The sequence below is a fragment of the Dyella thiooxydans genome (genome assembly GCF_001641285.1).
GTDB lineage: Bacteria > Pseudomonadota > Gammaproteobacteria > Xanthomonadales > Rhodanobacteraceae > Dyella_A > Dyella_A thiooxydans.
In genome coordinates this window covers 3,536,704-3,557,994 of sequence record NZ_CP014841.1, presented here as the reverse complement: position 1 = coordinate 3,557,994, position 21,291 = coordinate 3,536,704, and the positions used below count along the sequence as shown (strand labels likewise).

At 67.8% G+C, this 21,291-nt stretch carries 17 protein-coding genes; 6 read left to right on the top strand and 11 right to left on the bottom strand.

Annotated features, from left to right (window positions below; all coding sequences use genetic code 11):
• Positions 1-5 precede the first annotated feature (5 nt).
• From ATSB10_RS15960 to ATSB10_RS15930, 7 genes are all read right to left on the bottom strand, one after another.
• On the bottom strand, positions 6-2,444 hold the full coding sequence (locus ATSB10_RS15960) for a TonB-dependent receptor (protein WP_169816725.1): 2,439 nt from the start codon (positions 2,442-2,444) through the stop codon (positions 6-8).
• A 106-nt stretch (positions 2,445-2,550) separates the two neighbouring features.
• Positions 2,551-3,132, bottom strand: coding sequence for an S-(hydroxymethyl)glutathione synthase (gene gfa, locus ATSB10_RS15955; RefSeq protein WP_063673720.1), 582 nt, complete (start codon positions 3,130-3,132; stop codon positions 2,551-2,553).
• An 86-nt stretch (positions 3,133-3,218) separates the two neighbouring features.
• Positions 3,219-4,331, bottom strand: a complete 1,113-nt coding sequence (locus ATSB10_RS15950) for an S-(hydroxymethyl)glutathione dehydrogenase/class III alcohol dehydrogenase (protein ID WP_063673719.1) — start codon at positions 4,329-4,331, stop codon at positions 3,219-3,221.
• An 80-nt stretch (positions 4,332-4,411) separates the two neighbouring features.
• Positions 4,412-5,176: a c-type cytochrome gene (locus ATSB10_RS19475; protein ID WP_063673718.1), complete on the bottom strand. Its 765-nt coding sequence runs from the start codon at positions 5,174-5,176 to the stop codon at positions 4,412-4,414.
• 29 nt (positions 5,177-5,205) lie between these two features.
• Positions 5,206-6,039, bottom strand: a complete 834-nt coding sequence (locus tag ATSB10_RS15940) for a transporter substrate-binding domain-containing protein (RefSeq protein WP_063673717.1) — start codon at positions 6,037-6,039, stop codon at positions 5,206-5,208.
• A 70-nt stretch (positions 6,040-6,109) separates the two neighbouring features.
• The gene (locus ATSB10_RS15935; protein ID WP_063673716.1) at positions 6,110-7,909 is read right to left on the bottom strand and encodes a methanol/ethanol family PQQ-dependent dehydrogenase; all 1,800 of its coding nucleotides are present in this window, start codon (positions 7,907-7,909) and stop codon (positions 6,110-6,112) included.
• A gap of 407 nt (positions 7,910-8,316) precedes the next feature.
• The gene (locus ATSB10_RS15930) at positions 8,317-9,234 is read right to left on the bottom strand and encodes a LysR substrate-binding domain-containing protein (RefSeq protein ID WP_063673715.1); all 918 of its coding nucleotides are present in this window, start codon (positions 9,232-9,234) and stop codon (positions 8,317-8,319) included.
• 102 nt (positions 9,235-9,336) lie between these two features.
• On the opposite strand from ATSB10_RS15930, the gene ATSB10_RS15925 reads away from it, so the two are divergent.
• A complete protein-coding gene (locus ATSB10_RS15925) occupies positions 9,337-9,525 on the top strand; it encodes a hypothetical protein (protein WP_063673714.1) in 189 nt (62 codons plus the stop codon).
• A 105-nt stretch (positions 9,526-9,630) separates the two neighbouring features.
• Positions 9,631-10,578 (top strand): aldo/keto reductase, encoded by a 948-nt coding sequence (locus tag ATSB10_RS15920; RefSeq protein WP_083966262.1) that lies wholly within the window; start codon positions 9,631-9,633, stop codon positions 10,576-10,578.
• Here ATSB10_RS15920 and ATSB10_RS15915 read toward each other — a convergent pair whose 3' ends face one another.
• The 3 genes from ATSB10_RS15915 to bla all read right to left on the bottom strand — a co-directional run bounded on the left by ATSB10_RS15915 (position 10,579) and on the right by bla (position 13,709).
• A complete protein-coding gene (locus ATSB10_RS15915; protein WP_063673712.1) occupies positions 10,579-11,646 on the bottom strand; it encodes a TraB/GumN family protein in 1,068 nt (355 codons plus the stop codon).
• A 76-nt stretch (positions 11,647-11,722) separates the two neighbouring features.
• Positions 11,723-12,781 (bottom strand): TraB/GumN family protein, encoded by a 1,059-nt coding sequence (locus ATSB10_RS15910; protein ID WP_063673711.1) that lies wholly within the window; start codon positions 12,779-12,781, stop codon positions 11,723-11,725.
• Positions 12,782-12,845: 64 nt separating this feature from the next.
• Positions 12,846-13,709 (bottom strand): class A beta-lactamase, encoded by an 864-nt coding sequence (bla, locus tag ATSB10_RS15905; RefSeq protein WP_063673710.1) that lies wholly within the window; start codon positions 13,707-13,709, stop codon positions 12,846-12,848.
• 327 nt (positions 13,710-14,036) lie between these two features.
• Between bla and ATSB10_RS15900 the strand changes: the two genes are divergently transcribed.
• Positions 14,037-14,729 carry a hypothetical protein gene (locus tag ATSB10_RS15900; RefSeq protein WP_063673709.1) on the top strand — a complete coding sequence of 231 codons (693 nt, stop codon included), beginning with the start codon at positions 14,037-14,039 and terminating at the stop codon, positions 14,727-14,729.
• Positions 14,730-14,957: 228 nt separating this feature from the next.
• Here ATSB10_RS15900 and ATSB10_RS15895 read toward each other — a convergent pair whose 3' ends face one another.
• Complete coding sequence (locus ATSB10_RS15895; protein ID WP_063673708.1) at positions 14,958-17,189, bottom strand: NADP-dependent isocitrate dehydrogenase; 2,232 nt, start codon at positions 17,187-17,189, stop codon at positions 14,958-14,960.
• A gap of 365 nt (positions 17,190-17,554) precedes the next feature.
• On the opposite strand from ATSB10_RS15895, the gene ATSB10_RS15890 reads away from it, so the two are divergent.
• Genes ATSB10_RS15890 through ATSB10_RS15880 form a run of 3 tightly spaced genes read left to right on the top strand, consistent with a single transcriptional unit; the run spans position 17,555 to position 21,285 of the window.
• On the top strand, positions 17,555-19,213 hold the full coding sequence (locus ATSB10_RS15890) for an OFA family MFS transporter (RefSeq protein WP_063673707.1): 1,659 nt from the start codon (positions 17,555-17,557) through the stop codon (positions 19,211-19,213).
• A gap of 15 nt (positions 19,214-19,228) precedes the next feature.
• Entirely contained in the window at positions 19,229-19,750 is a 522-nt protein-coding gene (locus ATSB10_RS15885; protein ID WP_205631067.1) for a formate dehydrogenase subunit gamma, read from the top strand.
• Positions 19,747-21,285: a formate dehydrogenase beta subunit gene (locus ATSB10_RS15880; RefSeq protein WP_063673706.1), complete on the top strand. Its 1,539-nt coding sequence runs from the start codon at positions 19,747-19,749 to the stop codon at positions 21,283-21,285. Before ATSB10_RS15885 ends, ATSB10_RS15880 begins: the two co-directional genes overlap by 4 nt.
• The last annotated feature ends 6 nt before the right edge of the window (positions 21,286-21,291 follow it).

Below are 21,291 nucleotides of genomic sequence, written 5' to 3'. Positions count from 1 at the left end.
CGCGCTCAGTCGTCGTCCGCGGCCGCGCCGCCGAAGGCGTAGCTCACCCCGAGCAGGAACGAGCGCGGTGCCCCCGGCGCCACGAACAGCGTGGGCGTGCCCGAACCGGTGGTGTCGATCAGGCGGCTCGGCGTGTCGAACACGTTGGTGCTGAGCAGGCCGCCGTTGACGTAGCGGCGATCGAACAGGTTGTCGACGCTGGCGAAGAAGGCCAGCGCGCGGCTCGGCCGGTAATGCAGGTCCAGCGAGACCACGCCGTATCCGGGCAGCGCACCGTGGCGGTCGGCATTGTTCTCGTCGCCCACCACGAACTGCCCGGAATACGCGCGCAGGTTGGCGCCGAACGACCACCGCGACGTCAGCCGGTATTCGCCCGACAGGTTCAGCAATCGCTCCGGCACCCCGGGCAGGCGGTCGCCGCGGCGCACCCGGATCACCCCTTCGGAGTCGGCACTCGAATTGGCGCCGCTCACCGTCTCGAACGACGCGTCGTAGGTGGCCCGCACCAGGCTGAGGTTGGCCTGCCACTCCAGCCGGCCGCGTTCGCCGCCCAGCCCCAGGTCGACGCCGCGCCGGCGCGTGCCCTGCACGTTGGCGAAGTAGCCCTGCGAGCTGCCGCCGGTGAACACGGTGAGGATGTCGTTGCTGGCCCGGCTCAGGTAGGGCGACACGTTCCAGCGCAACCGGCCGTCGGCGGTGCTGCCGCGCAGGCCACCGCTCAGCGTACGCACCACCACCGGCTTGAGCGGCGGATCGCCGGTGAAGTCGTTGGGCAGCGCGCAGGGGGCCGCCGGGTCGGCGCATTCGAACTCGATCGGCGTGGGCGTGCGCATGCCCTCGTCGTAGTTGGCGTAGAGGCCGAACGCCGGTGACGGATTCCAGGTGACGCCGAGGCTCGGGTTGAAGCGGTGGAAGCGCTGGCGGCCGTTGATGTCCGGCTCGCTGCCGGAGCGGTCGGTCACCGCCAGCCGGCTGAGGTTGTAGCGTCCGCCGGCACTGAGGTGCACCGCCGGCGTGAGCGCGAACACGTCCATCGCGTACACGCCGATGCTGCGGTTGGTCGCACCGGCATTCGTCAGCGGATCGAGCACGAACGGCGCTAGCCCGATCGCTTCGCCGCGCCGTGCCGGATCGAGCGGGAAATAGGCCGGCTGGGCGAACTGGGTGAAATCGCTGGCGCCCGCATCCAGGCTCACGCCGACGGTGAGCTGGTTGTCGTGACCGGCGAGTGCCGCGCTGTCCACCGCCTGCAGCGAAAAGCCGTAGCCGCGTGTGCGCACCTGGCCGAGCACGTTGCTGGCCGGCACGTTGTTGATCGTCGCCTGCGGGTTCGCCGGGTCGTAGGCCGGGCTCACCCCGGCATACCAGAACTGGCCGACCGAGGACGGATCGTAGGTGCCGTCGACCACATAGCCGAGCGGCCCGTCCGCGGCCGGATCGTAGGCGGCGAAGTCGTTGGTGTTGGAATTGAAGCTGCTGCTGCGCGACAGCCGCAGGTAGCCGTTCGCCTGCACCGCCCAGTCGGCGCCGAGCTCATGCGTGGCCTGCGCGGTGAACGCATTGAGGCGGTTGCGGAAGTGGTCCGGCCAGGTGAAGCCGACCTTCGGCGTATCGATCCATTCCAGCGGCAACGACTGCGTGCCGGACAGGCGTCCGGCCGTGCCGGTGTAGCCGAGCATCAGCGAGGTGTTCTCGTCCGGCCGCCAGTCGCCGCGCACGAAGGCCTGCTGTACCCGGCTGGGCGAATACTCCCGCCAGCCGCGCTCGTAGTCGTTCGCCGCACCGACGAAGATCGCCCCGGTGCGGCCATGCGCGCCGAAGCTGGCGTCCGCCTGGATCCGTCCCCACGAGCCACCGGAGACATCCACCGTGCCGCCCGGATCGGTGAAGCCGCTCTTGCTGGTCACCAGCAGCGCACCAGCCAGCGTGTTCAGGCCGTACAGCGGGTTGGAGCCCGGCACCAGCTCGACGTCGCGCACGGCGAAGTCGGGGATCGACTCCCAGTTCATCGTCTCGGCGAACGGCTCGTTCTGGCGCACGCCGTCGAAATACACCGAGATGCCCGACGGCGAGCCGAGCAGCGGCGACAGCGTGTAGCCGTGGAAGATCAGGTTGGCCTGCCACGGGTTGCCCTGTGACTGGGTGAGGCTCACGCCCTGGAAGTTCGCCTCCAGCAGGCCGGTGACCGCCTGCCCGTGCAGCTGCGCCATGTCGTCGGCCTGCGCGCTCTGCACGTTGAGCGGGATCTGCAGCGGCGGCACCTCGAAGCCGGGCAGCGGCGCGATCGCGATCACCTTCACTTCGCGGAACTGCTTGACCGGGCGATCGGCCAGCACACGCGGGCTGGCCGCCAGGCAGAGCGCGGCCAACCCCAAGCGTCCGACGAGCTTGCACGCGCGGCGGGCGTTGGCGGCACACGTCCCTGTGATGCGGCGGCTCGGCATGGACAGCTCGTTCCGTTCGACGAAAGCTCGGACGCCGATCATCCCAACCGCCCGGCCGCCCGCCCAAGGCGACCTTGGTCGAACGGCCCGCTGCTCGCGACGCGACTCACGCCCCCTTGTACAGCGTGCCCCTGGCCTTGGCCGTATGCGTGGCGATGGCGTCCATCAGCGGCGGCGACAGGCAGTCGTACGGCGGCAGGCCGAGCTCGTTGAGGCGCGCCCGCACCGCATCCATGCCGGCCGGGTTGTAGCCGGACTCGATGATCGAGGAGACGAAGGCGGCGAAGCCCGGTGCCGCCCAGCCGTCTTCCTTCGACAGCTCGGTGTGCACGAAGTCCAGCCCGTAGAACGGATGGTCCCTGTTCTCGATGCGGCCAATCATGTGGGTGCCGCAGACCTTGCAGGCATGGCGCTGGATCGCCGCGCTGGCGTCGACGATGGCCAGCTTGTCGCCGTTCTCCAGCACCTCGACCTTGTCGCGGCCGACCACGGCGATCTGCGCGAACACCGCGCCTTTCGGCTTCCAGCACTTGCTGCAGCCGCAGACGTGGTTGTGCGCGGTCTGTGCGCCCACTTTCACCTTCACCGGCTTGTCCGCGCACAGGCAGGTGAGCGTGCCTCCGCCGAAACCGTCCTTGCCGGGTTTGACGCCGTGGTCGACGGCGGGATGGATCGAGACGCTTGCCATGGTGTGACCTCCAGTGGATGTGCGGAACACGACGGAAGGCCGAGGCCGCTGGAACGCCGCCGCGGCGGCGCTCCGGCGGCGTCCGGTCAGTACTTGATCACCGAGCGGATCACCTTGCCCTCGTGCATCAGGTCGAAGGCGCGGTTGATGTCCTCCAGCGGCATCACCTCGGTGATCATCTCGTCGATCTTGATCTCGCCCTTGAGATAGCGCTCGACGTAGCCGGGCAGCTGGCTGCGACCCTTCACGCCGCCGAACGCGGAGCCGCGCCAGACGCGGCCGGTGACCAGCTGGAACGGCCGGGTGGAGATCTCCTGGCCGGCACCGGCCACGCCGATGATGGTCGACTCGCCCCAGCCCTTGTGGCAGCACTCCAGCGCCGAGCGCATCACGTGGACGTTGCCGATGCACTCGAACGAGTAGTCCACGCCGCCGTTGGTCATGTCGACGATGACCTGCTGGATCGGCGTGTCCGGGTAGTCCTTGGGGTTGACGAAGTCGGTGGCGCCCAGCGCCTTGGCCATCTCCCACTTCGACGGGTTGATGTCCACGCAGAGGATGCGCGAGGCCTTGGCCATCACTGCCCCCTGCACCACCGACAGACCGATGCCGCCCATGCCGAACACCGCCACGGTGGAACCGGGTGTGACCTTGGCGGTGTTGAGCACCGCGCCGATGCCGGTGGTGATGCCGCAGCCGAGCAGGCACACCTTGTCCAGCGGCGCGGCCGGGTTGATCTTCGCCAGCGAGATCTCCGGCAGCACGGTGTACTCGGAGAACGTGCTGGTGCCCATGTAGTGCAGGATGGTCTTGCCGTTGATCGAGAAGCGCGAGGTGCCGTCCGGCATCAGGCCCTTGCCCTGGGTGAGGCGGATCTTCTGGCACAGGTTGGTCTTGCCGGAGCGGCAGTACTCGCACTCGCCGCATTCGGGCGTGTACAGGGGGATCACGTGGTCGCCCGGCTTCACCGAGGTGACCCCCGGCCCCACTTCCTCGACGATGCCGCCGCCCTCGTGGCCGAGGATGGCCGGGAAGGCGCCTTCCGGATCGGCGCCGGACAGGGTGTAGGCATCGGTATGGCACACGCCGGTGGCGACGATGCGCACCAGCACTTCGCCGGCCTTGGGCCCCTCCACGTCGACCTGCTCGATGCTCAGCGGCTTGCCTGCTTCCCAGGCGACGGCGGCTCTGGATTTCATGGATGCGACTCCTCGATGGTTGGAACGGAACGGGGGAAGGCGGATGGTCCCAAGCCCGTGCCCGCTATGGCAAACGGCCTTCAGTCCTGCGCGCTGGGCGGACGGCCCGGCGGCACCAGGTCGAGCTGGCGTGCCTTGATGTAGTCGTAGATCGCGCGGATGTCCTTCTCCTCGAAGAAGCCGGCCCACGACGGCATGCCCTTGGCCTGGCGCCCGGCCATCGCGGTGCTGAGGAACTGCTGCCAGGTCATACCGCCCTCCAGCGACTTGCGCAGATCCGGCGCGTATTCGCCGCCGATCGCATCGCCGCCGTGGCAGCGAAAGCAGTAGGAGTTGTACTGCTCGTAGCCGTGGAACACCGCATCGGTCACCTGCTTCTGGTCCGGCCCGGTGAAGACGGCGAAGTCGGTGGTCACCGGCTTGCCGTCGGGGGTCTTGTAGGTATGGCTCTCCCCCTGTGTCGCGGCCGGCTGGTTGGCCTTGGCTTCGGAGGGCTGGCCGTGCAGCGAGAGGATCCAGTGCACCATCTCGGTGATGTCCGCATCGCTGAGCTCCGGATGCGCGGTCATCGCGATGTCGCCCCAGTTGCCCGCGCCACCCTCCTTGATCTTCTTCACCAGCATCGCGACCGTCGCCCCGCCCTTGCCGCGGTAGCGGTCGGCCACCGCGTCGTAGGCCGGTCCCACCAGCTTGTGGTCGATCGCGTGGCAGGCGAAGCAGTTGCTGGCGCGCGCCTTGGTCTCTCCCAGCGACATGCCTCCATCCCCCGCACGGGCAACGAGCGGAGCGGCCACGCCGAGGGTAAGGCCGAGCAGGGACAGACAGCGCAGCAGGGGACGATGCATGGGCACGGGCTCCATCGGGCAAAAAGGGGTCAGAGGTTGGCCATGCCGTCCATGCCGGCGGCGGGCTCGGGATGGGTCTCCACGCCGTGCTGGCGCAGGATCGCCTTCAGCTCGCCGTCGTGGGCCTTGATCAGCCGGTCCAGCCGCTGCTTGAGCGCGGTGTCGCCCTGGCGCACCGCCATCGACATCGGGAAGGTGTACATCTCCGGCGATCCGGTGGCGCGCGAGTTGGGCAGGGTCACCGTGGTGAGATCGGGATAGTCCTTGAGGAAGGCGCCGATCGCCGGTTGCCAGGTGATCATCACGTCGATCTTTCCGCTCTCCAGGTCGTCCAGCACGCTGCGCGGCGAAACCCCGGCCTTGCCGCCGACGTCATAGGCCTTGGCGGCCTGGACCATGCCGCGCAGCTGCAGGCCCGCTTCCACCGGCGTGTCGGACTCGAAGCCGATCTTCAGCTTGTGCAGGTCCGGCGAGTTGAGGTCGGTGAGGTCGTAACCCTTGTCCTTCTTGAACACGAACACGTAGGAGGACACGTAGTAGGGATCGGTGGTGAGCTCCTCCTGGTTGCCGTACGGCATGCTCATCACCACGTCGCAGTGCCCGCTGTCGAGATTGCGCGCCAGCCACTCGGAGTAGCCGCCGTGACCGCGCGAGTCGGCCCAGGTGTAGTCGACGGTGGCACCGAGCTGTTTGGCCACGTATTGCGCGACGGCGTTCTCGAAACCCTGGCCGGCCTGGTTGGAGTACGGCAGGTAGTCCGGATCGGCGCAGACCTTGAGCTGGCCGCTGGCGTGGGCCGGCACGACGGCGGCCAGCAGTACCAGCAGGCCGGTGGCGAGGAAGGTGGGCTTGCAGGTGCTCATGGCGGTCTCCCGGCGATATGGACACGGTGGCGCCACGCCCCCTTGCGGAGGCATGGCGCCGGTTCGCGGATCAGTTCAGGGCAAACACCATCAAGGTGCCGCCGAGGTTGGTGTAGTCGCCGAGGGTGGCGGTGGCGCCGACCGCACCGAGGCCTTCGGTCGCCTTGGTGAGGTTGTTCGACAGGCCGATCGCCGCCCAGCCGCCGACGCCGCTCAAGATCGCGACGTACTGCTTGCCGTCATGCGTGTAGGTGATCGGGTTGCCGATGATTCCGGACGGGCACTTGAACTGCCACAGCACCTTGCCGGTCTTCAGGTCGACCGCGCGGAACCAGCCGGTCAGCGTACCGTAGAAGGCCAGGCCGCCCTTGGTGGTCAGCACGCCGGACCAGTCCTGGAAGCGGTCGTTGATCGCCCACTTGGTCTGGCCAGTGGCGGCGTCGAAGGCGATGAAGCGGCCGCCCACGTCGCCATGGTTCGCCGGATACATGTTCACCAGCGCGCCGACGTACGGGAAGCCGGCCTTGTACTTCACGTTGAACGCCTGGTAGTCCATGCAGACGTGGTTGGTCGGCACGTAGAACAGGCCGGTGTTCGGGTCGTAGGAGGCCGGCTGCTGGTCCTTCGAGCCCTGCGAGGACGGGCAGATGTCCTTCACGTTGACGCCTTCCCTGGTCATCTTGGCCGGGTCGACCATCGGCCGGCCGGTCTTCATGTCGATGCCGGTGGCCCAGTTCACCACCGGGTCGAACTTGTGCGCGGCGAGCAGCTTGCCGTTGGAGCGGTCCCACACGTAGGCGAAGCCGTTGCGGTCGAAGTGGGTGAGCGTCGGTACGGTGCGGCCGTCGATCTTCGTGTCGGTGAGGATGCTCTCGTTGACGCCGTCGTAGTCCCAGCCGTCGTGCGGGGTCATCTGGAATACCCACTTGGCCTCGCCGGTGTCCGGGTTACGCGCGATCACCGACATCGAATACTTGTTGTCGCCGGGGCGCTGGGTCGGGTTCCAGGTGCCGGGGTTGCCGGTGCCGTAGTACAGCAGGTTGAGCTTGGGGTCGTAGGTGTACCAGCCCCAGGTGGTGCCGCCGCCGAGCTTCCACTGGTCGCCCTGCCAGGACTTCAGGCTGGAGTCCTTGCCCACCGGTTTCTGCGTGGCACCGTCGATGGTCTTCCTCGGATTGAACATCAGCTGGTCGTCCGGCCCGGTGCTGTAGGCGCGCCACAGCTGCTTGCCGGTCTTGATGTCGTTGGCGGTGATGTAGCCGTGCACGCCGTACTCGGCGCCGGACACGCCGGTGATCACCTTGTCCTTGATCACGATCGGCGCCATGGTCTGGGTCTGGCCGATCATCGGGTCGGCGTTCTGCGCCTTCCACACCACCTTGCCGGTCTTGGCGTCCAGCGCGTAGAGATTGCCGTCCAGCGCATTGGCGAAAATCATCCCGTCGCCGTAGGCCGGTCCGCGGTTGACCACGTCGCAGCAGGCCACCGACGGCGCGAACTTGTTCTGGTCCGGGGTAAAGCTCCAGACGATCTTGCCCGGGTCGTCCAGCGACACCGCGTAGACGTGGTTCGGGTAGGAGCTTTCGAAGTACAGCATGTTGCCGACCACCAGCGGCTGGCCTTCGTGGCCGCGCAGCGATCCGGACGACATGGTCCAGGCCACGTGCAGGTTCTTCACGTTGTCGGTGGTGATCTGGTCCAGCGCGCTGTAGCGCTGGGCGGTGTAGCTGCCCGACGGCATCACCCACTGGTTGGGGTCCTTCGCCAGCTGCATCAGCGCGTCATTGGCCAGGGCGCCGGCCGCGGTCAGGCCCAGTCCCAGCCCGAGCACGATCGACCATGGACGGGAACGAACGAAACGGTTTCGCATGGTGGATTCCCTTTGTCTGCCGTGGAACGGAGCGGGCCGCCGAGGGCGCCGCCGCCGGAAAACGTGACCTCTGCGCTGCAGGCGCCGTGCCATCGCCCGGACAGTCGCCGAATCCATCGACGATTCATGTGCTTGCGCCCAGATCATGATCACCGGCAGGGCGCAGTCGCCCCGGCGGGTGTGCTCATTCCGCAACACCCGCTGCTGCAGATTTGGCTCATTGCGGGGACGCGCGCGGAGCAGGCCGGCGAAGCCGCGGCCTGTCTACCGCAGGTTTGCGTCAGGGGATCTTGCGGGGGTGACCCGATACTCCAAAGGCAGAGGACATCCGCAGCAATACGCCGGGCGGCTGCCGCGCGGGCGCGCAACCGGCCCGCCGTCGGGGCCGGGGCGGGCGACGGACCTGCCTAGCCGGCACCACCGCCCGGGCGAGGTCCGGGCAACTGGCGGCAATACGTGTCCGCCTCGGCGAGCAGCCATTCGCGGAACGTGGCGAAGCCGCGGTGCTCCAGCGAGCGCGGGGGATACACCAGCCAGTAGGCATCCGACACAGGCAGGTAGCGCTCGCCCAGCACCACCAGGCGGCCGGCATCGATCAGCGACTTGGACATCACCATGCGCCCCATGGCGACGCCCAGCCCCTCCAGCGCGGCATGACGTTGTGCCTCGAAGCTGTCGAAGTGCGCGACGTAGCGGTGCGGCAGCTCGCCGCCGTAATGGGCGAACCAGTCGCGCCAGCGATTGGCCGGATTGGGATCACCGAGCAGCGGCCAGCGCGACAGATCGTGCACGTCCGTGCCAGCCATCCGGGCCACCAGCTCCGGGGCCGCCACCGGCGCGATCCATTCGTCGAACAGGCGCTCGCTGTGCAGCCCGGCCCACTCGCCGCGACCGTAGCGCATGGCGGCGTCGACCGGTTCGCGTTCGAAGTCCACCAGGGCGGAGCCGGACTGCAGGCTGAGCTCCAGTTCCGGATGTGCCGCGACCAGCCGGGGCAGGCGCGGCACCAGCCAGCTGGACATGAGACCCGGGCTGGCGCTGAGCCGGAGGGCGTGATCGCCGGGCGTCCGGAACCGTGCAAGCGCGCGCTCGATGCCGTCGAAATGTTCGCCCAGAGCCTCGAGCAGTCGCTGCCCGTCCACCGTCAGCGTCACACCACGCGGCCCGCGTACGAGCAGGCGGCGCTCCAGCCGCTCCTCGAGCTGGCGCATCTGGTGACTGAGAGCGCTCACCGTGAGATTCGCCTGCTCGGCCGCGCGCGACAGGTTGCCCAGCCTGGCGACCAGCACGAACTGCTGGAGCAGCCCCAACGGCAATTTGCCCATATTGAAAATTCCTCAAGTCACGCTTGCCAATTTATCGCTTTTTGGCCACTTGCTGCGCATCTATCTTGAGCATCCACAAAGTTGCACTCTCCAGGAGGCTCCATGAATTCGCTCTGGAAAGACCTGCTGATCCTGCACGGCCATGTCGTGCGGAAAGAGGACCTGGCCTGGGTCCCCGACAGCCGCCCGGACACGGGGCGTGACGAAAGCGGTGCCAGAAAGTCCGGATCCGCCGCGTTGAAGCGCTGCGTGACGGCGGTGGTCTGGCCGCGGCTGGCGGCGCCGCGCTGACCGGCACCCGGCAGACGTCCGACCGGCCGTCGCCGGGGATGCATCACGTTTCTTTTCCCGGGCGCGTGCATGCTTGCCCCTTTCCACCGACCGGAGAGTTCACTCGTGCATAGGCGTCCACTTGGCAGATCCGCGTTATCCATTGCCCCGCTCGCCTTCGGCGGCAACGTGTTCGGCTGGAGCGCCGACGAGGCAACGTCCTTCGAGTTGCTGGACGCCTTCGTCGATGCCGGCTTCAACCTGATCGACACCGCGGACATGTACTCCTCGTGGGTACCCGGCAACCGTGGGGGCGAATCGGAGACGATCATCGGCAAGTGGCTCAAGCGCAGCGGCAAGCGCGACCGCGTGGTGATCGCCACCAAGGTCGGCAAGTGGGTGGAGCAGCCGGGTCTGTCGCCGGTGAACATCGAGCAGGCCGTCGAGGGCTCGCTGCGGCGCCTGCAGATCGACCAAATCGACCTGTACCAGGCCCACGCCGACGACGCAGGCGTGCCGCTGGCCGAGACGCTGGGCGCGTTCGGACGGCTGATCGAGCAAGGCAAGGTGCGCGCGATCGGCGCCTCCAACTACTCCGCCGAGCGCTTCGCCGAATCGCTGACGATCGCCCGCGAACACGGCCTGCCGCGCTACGAAACCCTGCAACCGCAGTACAACCTGGCCGACCGCGCCGGCTACGAGGCCGCGCTCGAGCCGCTGGTCCGACGCGAGAACGTGGGCGTGATCTGCTACTACGCGCTGGCCAGCGGCTTTCTCACCGGCAAGTACCGCAGCACCGCCGACCTGGGCAAGAGCAGCGCGCGTGGCGGCGCGGTGAGGAAGTATCTGGACGCCCGCGGCATGCGCATCCTCGCCGCGCTGGATGAGATCTCCGGCAGCCACGGCGCCACTCCGGCCCAGGTGGCGCTGGCGTGGCTGGTGGCCCGTCCCGGCATCACCGCACCGATCGCCAGCGCGACCAGCGTGACCCAGCTGGAAGACTTGCTTGGAGCGGCGAAGCTCGCACTGTCCACCGACGAGATCGCCGTACTGGACCAGGCCAGCGCCGGCTGATCAGCGCGCGGCCGAGCCCGCCGGTGCCGGTTCGTCACCGTCATCGGCGGCAGCGGCGGCGTCCTGGGCATCGGGCGACTCCACCGCGTAGCCCTGCGCCTTCAGCCTGGCCAGGTAGCCATCCGGCGCGAGCAGGTCGCCCATCGGCAGCATCGCGAGAGTGCTGCGGTGCTCGGCCAATGCCTTGCCGGCTGCGTCCATCCAGCTCTGCATGATCTTCGCCGGCAGGTCCTGCAGACCCTGCTGCCGGGCGAAATCGGCACCCGTGACCGCATCGGTGCACCGGCCTTCGGCGGAATCGCGCGGCATGGCGACCAGCGCATCGACGTCGCCGGTGGCCCAGGCGTTGGCGCGCGCCTGCATCCGGGGCACGCCATGCTCCACGCGGTCCAGCAGTTCTTCGAAGCAGGCGGTGTCGTTCATGCTGCCGTGGCGGAACTCGGCCAGGGCCTGCTTCGGATTCGCCACGGTGAACTTGTAGCTGGTGTCGACCAGCGGGATGTCGTGTTTCTTCGCCAGCTTGCGCACCAGCTCGCTGGCCACGTCCGTGTCGTCGAGACCGGCATCCTTCACCGCGGCGTCGTAGAGCTTGAAGCCGGCGAACATCGGGCGGAATTTCTCCACCCCGCGAGACGTGCCCAGGTAGCGCGGCTTGATCGCCTGCCAGCGCGCGTAGTCAGCCGCCGGCAGGACGTCCGCCAGATGCTTGCCGTCGGGGTTGTTGCGGATGCCGATCAGCCGCGGCAACAACAGCAACGAGCCGAAGAAGCCGACCTTTGCGTCCATCTTCACGCCCGGCGGAAGCAGTACCGCCTGGGCGGCCAGTTCGGTATCGCTGACCTGCTTCGATTGCCATTGCATCTTCTTCGGCAGCGGCGTGAGCGTGCCGAGAATCCACAGCACGTGATCCCCGCGGCTGACCTTCCACAGGCCCGGTCCCGGCAGTTCACCGCTGACCACCACCGTGGCCAGATTCTTTGCCGCCGAAGCGGCCGGCGCAGGGATGACCTGCGCGAACGCCGGCGTCGCCGCCAGACCCAACACCACCCCCCAGGCACGCATTCGCATCACTCATTCCCTTGACCAGTACCGATCGCGCCCATCGCGGCCAGGCCCAGCACGGACCCGCGCGGTCTCCCGAAGTTCAGCGCGGTGCCGCCACCGACGCCGCGGGCGCCGGACTTTCGGCCACATCGCCCTCCGGCGCCTGCACCGAGTAACCCTCGGCCTTCAGCGCGTCGAGGTAACTGCCCGACGCCAGCAACTGGTCCATCGACAGGACGGCCAGTGCCTGCGTGTCGTTGGCCAGCGCCTTTCGCGCGGCGGCCAGCCAGGTGGCATCGACCCGCGCCGGCAGATCGCTGATCCCCAGCTGCCGGGCGAAGCCCGACTCGGTCAGCGCGTCGGCGCAGGCGTTGCGGAAGCGGCTGTCCGGCAGCCGGCGCAGGGTGGCGATGTCGCCGGTGGACCAGGCATTGGCCCGCTCGGCCATTGCCGGCAAGTCGTGCTCGACGCTGTCCAGCGTGCGCGAGAAGCACTCGGTGTCCTCTGGCCCGGCGGTCTTGAACGCCTTGATCGCCCCGCGTGGATCCTTGATCTCCACCTGGTAGGTGGCATCGACGATCTTCACCCCGTGCCGTTTGGCCAGCCCCTCGACGGTGTCCTCGATCTGGCCGCCGCTGCGCAGGCCGCTCTGCTTCAGCGCCTTCCGGTACAGCTCGATGCCGGCGAAGATCGGCCGCCAGCGCTCGATGCCGTGGTCACGACCGATGTAACGCGCCTTGAGTGCGCTCCAGCGCGCATACAGCGGCGCCGACAGCACCTGGTCGAGCGTCTTGCCGTCGGGATTCTTGCGCGCGCCAAACGCCGAAGGCAGCAGGAACAGCTTGCCGAAGAAGCCGACATCCAGCTTGAACTTGACCCGCGGCGCACGGATCACCTCCTGGCTGTCGGCGACGATCCGCTCCACCTCGTCCGAGCGCCACTGCATGTGCTCGGGCAACGCGCTGGTGGTGCCCAGCAGCCACAGCACGTGGTCGCCCTTGCTCACCTTCCACAGCCCGGGTCCGGGCTGCACGCCACTGACGGTGACCGCCGCGAGCACGGGAATGTCGGCGGTCGAGGGCGGTGCAGGCAGCTCCTGCGCAACCAGCGGAGTGGCCACCAGCAGCGAGGAGAACAACAGGACGTGCATCCGTGGCATGCGCAATCTCCGGTCGGGAACGCGCATGCTAGCAACCGTCGGCTGAAGCGCCGCGTCGCCGTCGCTACACGCCGGCGGCCCGTGCGCCTACCTGGGCCAGCACCGCCTTGCGCGCCTCGGCCGTCAGTTCCGGGCCCTCGTAGTACGCGGCGATCAGCAGCGGTGCGCGGCCCGGTGGCCAGACGATCGCGACGTCGTTGTTCTGGGTCTGGCTGGCCCCGGTCTTGTCGCCAGCGCCCCAGCCGGCGGGCAGGCCCGCGCGCAGCTGCGCGGTTCCGGTGGTGTTGTGGCGCAGCCAGTCGAGCAGACGCCCGCGCGAGGCCGGCGACAGCACGTCGCCGAGCAGCACCTGGCGCATGTCGTCGAGCATCGCCAGCGGCGTGGTGGTGTCTTCGAAGCCGCCGGGACCGGGCACGTTGAGCGACGGCTCGGGGCGGTCGAAGCGGGTGAGCGGATCGCCCAGGCCGTGCACGAAACGGGTCAGCCGGGCCGGGCCGCCGAGCGTGGTCAGCAGCAGGTTCATCGCGGTGTTGTCGCTGACGATCATCGCGGCCTGGCACAGCTCCTCGATGGTCATCCCGGGCGGGCCGGCGTGCGAACGCGTCACCGGCGCCCAGTCGAGCACGTCCTCGCGGCGAAAGACGATGCGCCGGTCCAGCCGCTCCTCGCCCTGATCCACCCGCGCCAGCACCGCAGCCACCGCCAGCAGCTTGCCGGTGCTGCACAGCAGGAAGCGCTCGTCGGCGCGGTGCAACAGCCGCTTGCCACTGCCGGTGTCGAGCACGGCCACGCCGAGGCGACCGCCGTGGCTTCGCTCCAGCGCCGCGAACGCATCGGCGGAGTCCGCCGCGACGGCGAAGGAAAACGGAAGCAGCGGCAAGGCGGCCACGCCCAGCAGACCAGCCTTGATCAGTTCGCGACGGCGCATCGTGGGTTCTCCCTGGATCGGTTGATCGACAAGCGCTCGAGTCAGCCACACCCGCATGGCAGGCCGCGGCCCGGCGCAGGGAAACCTCCCGGCACGATCGAGGTGCTCCGACCACAGGCGATGCGCGACGTTCGCTCATCCGCGGCAAAGGCACTTGAATCGCGCCTGCCGATCAACGCATGGTACTTCGCGAAACGGAGCCGGGGCCAAGCGGGGAAGTGACCACCGGAAATACGGTCGACCCACGGCGATATCCCGAACCTAAGGTCGCGACGCTGATTTTTTTATACCACCTCGCAACAACATGCGGGCACTCAAGGAGGAGCGATGGATAGCCCCTATGCAGCGGATAGTTGTGCCAACTACTTGCGCAGGTTCTACATCCTGCCGCGCACCTACCGCCAACCCCTCATCACCCGGATCCTCGCACCCATTATGACGATCAACATCGTCATTTCGATCATCGCGGTCTCCTTTCCGGATCTGGTGAACGAGGAAAGACATGCAAGCACCTATGCACGGCCCATACATCTCACGGAAGCCCTGTATGTCTTCGTCTGCTGTGTCTGCCTGTACATGCTGAGCATCAGCTGGAGAAAAATGACCATCACCGGCCAGGCGATCCAGTTCGCGCAGCCGCTATGGAAAACCACCATCCCGTCCAACCATGTCGTGGGCTACGCCGTCGATTCGATCAGGCAATCCCGAGGCCCGTCCACCTTGCGCTTCTCGATTGTCCACCATGAGCCCGGCAAGGCACCGGACAAGACCCGGTTCGTGCTCAATCCGGATGACTTCGACGACCCGAAGTTCCGGGGCCTGTTCATGTCGATGAGCAATTTCGGGGATGTCTCGCTGACCGAGCTTCTGGATAAATCATCCAACGGCGCATATCGCTTGATCGCATGGACGCTCGCCCTCGCGCTCACGGTGTTGATGCTCTTCCTCCTCCGCGGAGGTCTCCCGGTGATCCATCACGCGATGGAACAACTGCACCAGATTCGGCCCGCGGGAGCTTGACGCATCGGCCCCTCGACCGCCGACAGGGGCCACCCGGGACACCATGTGTCGTTCACGCCCCCATGTGGGTGTCGCAAGCAGGCATGCCACCATGTCGACGCCGACGATCTGCTCGCCACCCGGCTGCACGCGATTCCGACTACCTGACCACGCGGAGCAGCTACCCAACAATGAAACGGGGCGCCAAGGCGCCCCGCTTCATTTCAGCTCAACGCGCGCTGCCAACTCTCATTTCAGCTCGTTCATGGCCGCATTGAACGTGGCGCTGGGACGCATCGCCTCGCTCACCCGGGCCAGGTCGGGGTGGTAGTAGCCACCGATGTCGACCGGCTCGCCCTGGGCGCCATTGAGCTCACTGACGATGGTCGCCTCGTTGTCCGCCAGCGCCTTGGCCAGCGGGGCGAACGTCGCTTTCAAACCGGCGTCCTCGTCCTGGCCGGCCAGCGCCTGCGCCCAGTACATGGCCAGGTAGAAATGGCTGCCGCGGTTGTCGAGCTGGCCGACCTTGCGTGCTGGCGAACGGTTGTTGTCGAGGATCTGGCCGTTGGCCCGATCCAGCGCCTTCGCCAGCACCTTCGCCCGGGCATTGCCGGTCTTGTCGCCGACGAATTCGAGCGAGGCCTGCAGCGCGAGGAACTCGCCGAGCGAATCCCAGCGCAGGTAGTTCTCTTCGACGAACTGCTGCACGTGCTTGGGCGCCGAGCCGCCGGCGCCGGTCTCGAACAGGCCGCCGCCGGCCATCAGCGGCACGATGGAAAGCATCTTCGCGCTGGTGCCCAGTTCCATGATCGGGAACAGGTCGGTGAGGTAGTCGCGCAGCACGTTGCCGGTGACCGAGATGGTGTCCTCGCCCTTGCGGATGCGCTCCAGCGAGAAGCGCATGGCGTCCTCCGGCGACAGGATGCGGATGTCCAGGCCAGTGGTGTCGTGGTCCTTGAGGTAGCGCTCGACCTTGGCGATCACCTGCGCGTCGTGCGCGCGCTTGGCGTCCAGCCAGAACACCGCCGGGGTGCCGGACAGGCGTGCGCGGGTGACGGCGAGCTTGACCCAGTCCTGGATCGGCGCGTCCTTGGCCTGGCACATGCGCCAGATGTCGCCCGCCTCGACCGCGTGCTCGAACACCACGCGGCCGTCCTGGTCGGTGACGCGCACCGTACCGTCGGCCTCGAGCTGGAAGGTCTTGTCGTGCGAGCCGTATTCCTCGGCCTTCTGTGCCATCAGGCCCACGTTCGGCACCGAGCCCATGGTGGCCGGATCGAACGCGCCGTGCGCCTTGCAGTCCTCGACCACCACCTGGTAGATGCCGGCATAGCTGCGGTCCGGGATCAGCGCCACGGCGTCCTGCAGCTCGCCCTTGGCGTTCCACATCCTGCCGGAGTCGCGGATCATCGCCGGCATCGAGGCGTCGACGATCACGTCCGACGGCACGTGCAGGTTGGTGATGCCCTTGTCCGAGTTGACCATCGCCAGCGCCGGACGCTTGGCGTATTCGGCCGCGAGGTCGGCCTTGATCGCCGCTTGCCGGTCTTCCGGCAGCTGGCCCAGGCGCGCGTAGAGATCACCGATGCCGTTGTTGCGGTCGAAGCCGACCTGCTTCAGGTCGTCGGCGTACTTGGCCAGCACATCCTTGTAGAACTCACCCACCACCACGCCGAACATGATCGGGTCGGAGACCTTCATCATGGTCGCCTTCAGGTGCAGCGAGAACAGCACGCCCTCGTCCTTCACCCGGGCGATCTCGGCATCGACGAAGCGGGCCAGCGCGGCGCGGCTCATCACCGCGGCATCGACCACTTCGCCGGCCTTCACCGCCACCTTCTCCTTCAGCACGCTGACCGTGCCGTCCTTGCCGAGCAACTCGATCTTCAGCTGACCGGCCTTGTCCACGGTGACGGACTTCTCGCTGCCGTAGAAATCGCCGTCGTCCATGTGCGCGACACGGGTCTTCGAATCCTTGCTCCAGGCGCCCATCCTGTGCGGGTGCTTGCGCGCGTAGCTCTTCACCGAGGCTGGCGCGCGGCGGTCGGAATTGCCCTCGCGCAGCACCGGGTTCACCGCACTGCCCTTCACCTTGTCGTAGCGCGCCTTGATGTTCCACAGCTCGACGTCGCCGTGCGGCTCGTCCGGGTACTCAGGCAACGCGTAGCCCTGCGACTGCAGCTCTTTGATCGCCGCCTTCAGCTGCGGCACCGAGGCGCTGATGTTCGGCAGCTTGATGATGTTCGCCGCCGGCGTGGTGGCCAGCTCACCCAGCTCGGTGAGGTCGTCGGCGACGCGCTGCTGCTCGGTCAGCGATTCGGGGAACTGCGACAGGATGCGGGCAGCCAGCGAGATGTCCCGGGTCTCCACGGCTATACCCGCGGTACCGGCGAAGGCCTGGACGATCGGCAGCAGCGACTGCGTGGCCAGGTACGGCGCTTCGTCGGTGAGCGTGTAGATGATCTTGGGGGTCTCGGACATGGGCTGGACTCTTCCTGGACGTGGGGGCGGACATCGGTCAGCCGGCAACCATGGAGGCTGCGCCATCGCTGCGCAAGGCCGACGCGGCAAACCCCTATTGTGGGGCCTGTGCCCGCCAAGGTGGACATCCCGCGCACGGCGATCGCCGGAGGATGCTGCACCGCAGCCATCCTGCAGGCCGCCTGGCGCTGGGCATCACCTGTCCCGAGCGGCGGCACCGCGTCATTTTTCTGCCGCATTCCGTTGCGACTTTTGTCGAGTGGCGACCCCGCGCTGACGGGCGCAATGATCGAAGCGGTGTGCATCCACCGCGCGAGGGTGGACGTACCGCCGCAAGTGTTTCCACCACCTCAGGGGAGAACTGTATGGCCAGTGTGCCGGGGGCATCGAACGCCGGGAGCCGGGGGGGTTCCGGGGGAATCTTGGCTAGGGAACGCACCATTGCAGGTCCACGCTTCAATCGATGGCTGGTCCCACCAGCCGCGCTCGCCATCCACCTCTGCATCGGCATGGCCTACGGCTTCTCCGTGTTCTGGCTGCCGATGACCAAACTGGTCGCCAATGCCGATCCGGCGATGTGCACCAACCTCGGCTTCATGGCTGCCTTGACCACCACCACGTGCAACTGGACGGTGCCCCAGGTCAACCACATCTTCGAAACCTTCATCGCCATGCTCGGCATTTCCGCTTTCATCTGGGGCGGCTGGCTGGAGCACGCGGGCCCGCGCAAGGCCGGCTTCATCGCCGCACTGTGCTGGGGCGGCGGCCTGGTACTGGGCGGCATCGGCGTGTCGATGCACCAGCTGTGGCTGGTCTATCTGGGGTGCGGCGTGCTGGGAGGCGTCGGCCAGGGCCTGGGCTACATCACTCCGGTGTCGACCCTTATCAAGTGGTTCCCGGACCGGCGCGGCCTGGCCACCGGCTTCGCGATCATGGGCTACGGCGGCGGCGCGATGATCGGCGCACCGATCGCAGTGGCGCTGATGAAGCACTTCTCGGCGAGCGGCGGCCAGGGCGTGGCGTCCACGCTGATGGCGATGGGCGTGTTGTACGTGATCGTGATGGCAGCTGGCGCGTTCGGCTTCCGCATCGCCCCGACCGGCTGGAAGCCCGAAGGCTGGACGCCGAAGGCGATCGAAGCCAAGTCCATGATCACCCAGCACCACGTGCACCTGAACAAGGCGTGGAAGACCCCGCAGTTCTGGCTGGTCTGGGGTGTGCTGTTCCTCAACGTGACCGCCGGCATCGCGGTGATCTCGATGGCCAGCCCGATGCTGCAGGATGTGTTCGGCGGCAAGCTGGCCGGCCTCACCGAGGCAGCCGCCGACCTCACGGCGGCGCAGAAGGCCGCGATCGTGGCCGCGGCGGCGGGCCTGGTCGGCCTGATCAGCCTGTTCAACAGCCTCGGCCGCCTGTTCTGGGCCTCGCTGTCGGACAAGATCGGTCGCAAGAACACCTACTACACGTTCTTCGTGCTCGGCATTGTCGTGTACTGCCTGCTGCCGACCTGGGGGCACCTCGGCCTGCCCGGCCTGTTCGTGATCTCGATCTGCGTCATCCTGAGCATGTACGGCGGCGGCTTCGCCACGGTGCCGGCCTACCTGGCCGACCTGTTCGGCACGCAGATGGTGGGGGCCATCCACGGCCGGTTGCTCACCGCCTGGTCGGCGGCGGGCATCGTCGGTCCGGTGATCATCGCCAGCATCCGCCAGGCCCAGCTGGACGCGGGCGTGGCCAAGAACCTGGTGTACGACCGCACGCTGTACATCATGGCCGCGCTGCTGTTCGTCGGCCTGATCTGCAACCTGCTGGTGAAACCGGTGAAGGAATCGGTGGTCATGACTCCCGAGGAGCTCGCCCGCGAACGCTCGCTGCAACACGAGGCCAGCGGCATCGGCGGCGACGCGGCCACCGCGGCCCGCGGTGCGTTCGGGGTCACCGGCATCCTCGCCTGGGCGGCGGTGGGTGTACCGTTCCTCATCGGTCTGTACATCGCCCTGGCGAAGGCAGCCGCCCTGTTCTGAGAAAGGTTCGACGTCATGAAACACGCGGCACGCGCGGGCTCCGACCCGCAGGAAAGCAGCAAATGGCTCTCCCCGGAGAGCCACGCCGCGGTGCTCGAGGTCACCGCCCGGCTGAAGGATCAGCCGGGCGCCCTGCTGCCGATCCTGCACGGCGTGCAGGAAGCGCTGGGTTACGTGCCCGAGGGGGCCATCGCGCTGATCGCGCGCGAACTCAACCTGTCCCGCGCCGACGTGCACGGGGTAGTGAGCTTCTACCACTTCTTCCGCACCCGGCCGTCCGGCAAGCGGATCGTGTACCTGTGCCGCGCCGAGTCCTGCCAGGCGATGGGTGCGGCAGCGCTGGAGAGCCACGTCAAGCAGAGACTGGGCGTGGACTTCCACGAAACCACCGATGACGGGCTGTTTACACTCGAACCGGTCTACTGCCTGGGTAACTGTGCCTGCTCGCCGGCCGTGATGGTCGACGAGGAACTGCACGGACGGGTGACGCCGGAACGCTTTGACGCCTGGCTGAAGGCCGCCCGGGAGGCTTCATGAGTTTCACCGTCTACGTTCCCCGCGACGCCAGCGCCCTCTCGCTGGGCGCGGAGGCGACCGCTTCGGCGATCGCCGCCGAGGCCGCGCGTCGCGGCATCGATGTCACACTGGTGCGCAACGGCTCGCGCGGCCTGTACTGGCTGGAGCCGATGGTCGAGGTCGCGACGCCCGAGGGCCGCGTGGCCTTCGGACCGGTGCAGGCCGACGATGTCGCGTCGCTGTTCGATGCCGACTTCCTGCATGGCGGCAAGCACGCGCTGGCGCTGGGCCCGACCGAGCAGATTCCCTACCTGGCGAAGCAGGAGCGGTTGACCTTCGCCCGCGTCGGCATCGTCGATCCGCGCAGCCTGGACGACTACCGCGCCCACGGCGGTTACCGCGGGCTCGACAACGCGCTGGCAATGAAGCCGGCAGACATCGTTCAGGCGGTCACCGACTCCGGCCTGCGCGGCCGCGGCGGCGCGGCGTTCCCCACCGGCATCAAGTGGAAGACCTGCCACGACGCCGGCGCCGACCAGAAGTACATCGTCTGCAACGCCGACGAGGGCGACTCGGGCACCTTCGCCGACCGCATGCTGATGGAAGGCGACCCGTTCGTACTGGTCGAGGGCATGACCATCGCCGGCCTCGCGGTGGGCGCCACCCAGGGCTACATCTACCTGCGCTGCGAATACCCGCACGCGCGCGACGCGCTGAACGCCGCGATCGCCAGCGCCGAGGCCGAAGGCTACCTGGGCGCCGACCTGCGCGGCAGCGGCAAGGCCTTCCAGCTGGAAGTGCGCATGGCCGCCAGCGCCTACATCTGCGGCGAGGAGACCTCGCTGCTCGAATCGCTGGAAGGCAAGCGCGGCATGGTCCGCTTCAAGCCGCCGTTGCCGGCGATCGAGGGCCTGTTCGGCAAGCCCACGGTGATCAACAACGTGGTCACGCTGTGCTCGGTGCCCGGCATCCTGGACCAGGGCGCGGCGCACTACCGCGACTTCGGCATGGGCCGCTCGCGCGGCACGCTGCCGTTCCAGCTGGCTGGCAATCTCAAGCATCCCGGCCTGGTCGAGAAGGCCTTCGGCGTGACGCTGAAGGAGCTGGTCAAGGACTTCGGCGGCGGCACCGCCACCGGCAAGCCGATGAAGACGGTGCAGCTCGGCGGCCCGCTCGGCGCCTACATCCCGCCGTCGCGCTACGACACGCCGATGGACTACGAGGCGTTCGCCGCGATCGGCGGGATGATCGGCCACGGCGGTCTGGTCGCCTTCGACGACAGCGTCGACATGGCAGCCATGGCCCGCTACGCGATGGAGTTCTGCGCGATCGAGTCCTGCGGCAAGTGCACCCCGTGCCGGATCGGCTCGACCCGCGGCGTGGAAGTGATCGACCGCATGCGCGCCAACGTCGAGCGCGACCGCAACGAGGCCCTGCTGCGCGATCTCTGCCAGACCATGCTGCACGGTTCCCTCTGCGCACTGGGCGGCATGGCGCCGTTCCCCGTGCTCAGCGCGCTGGACCACTACCCCGAAGATTTCGCGCGCACCGCCTGACGGCAC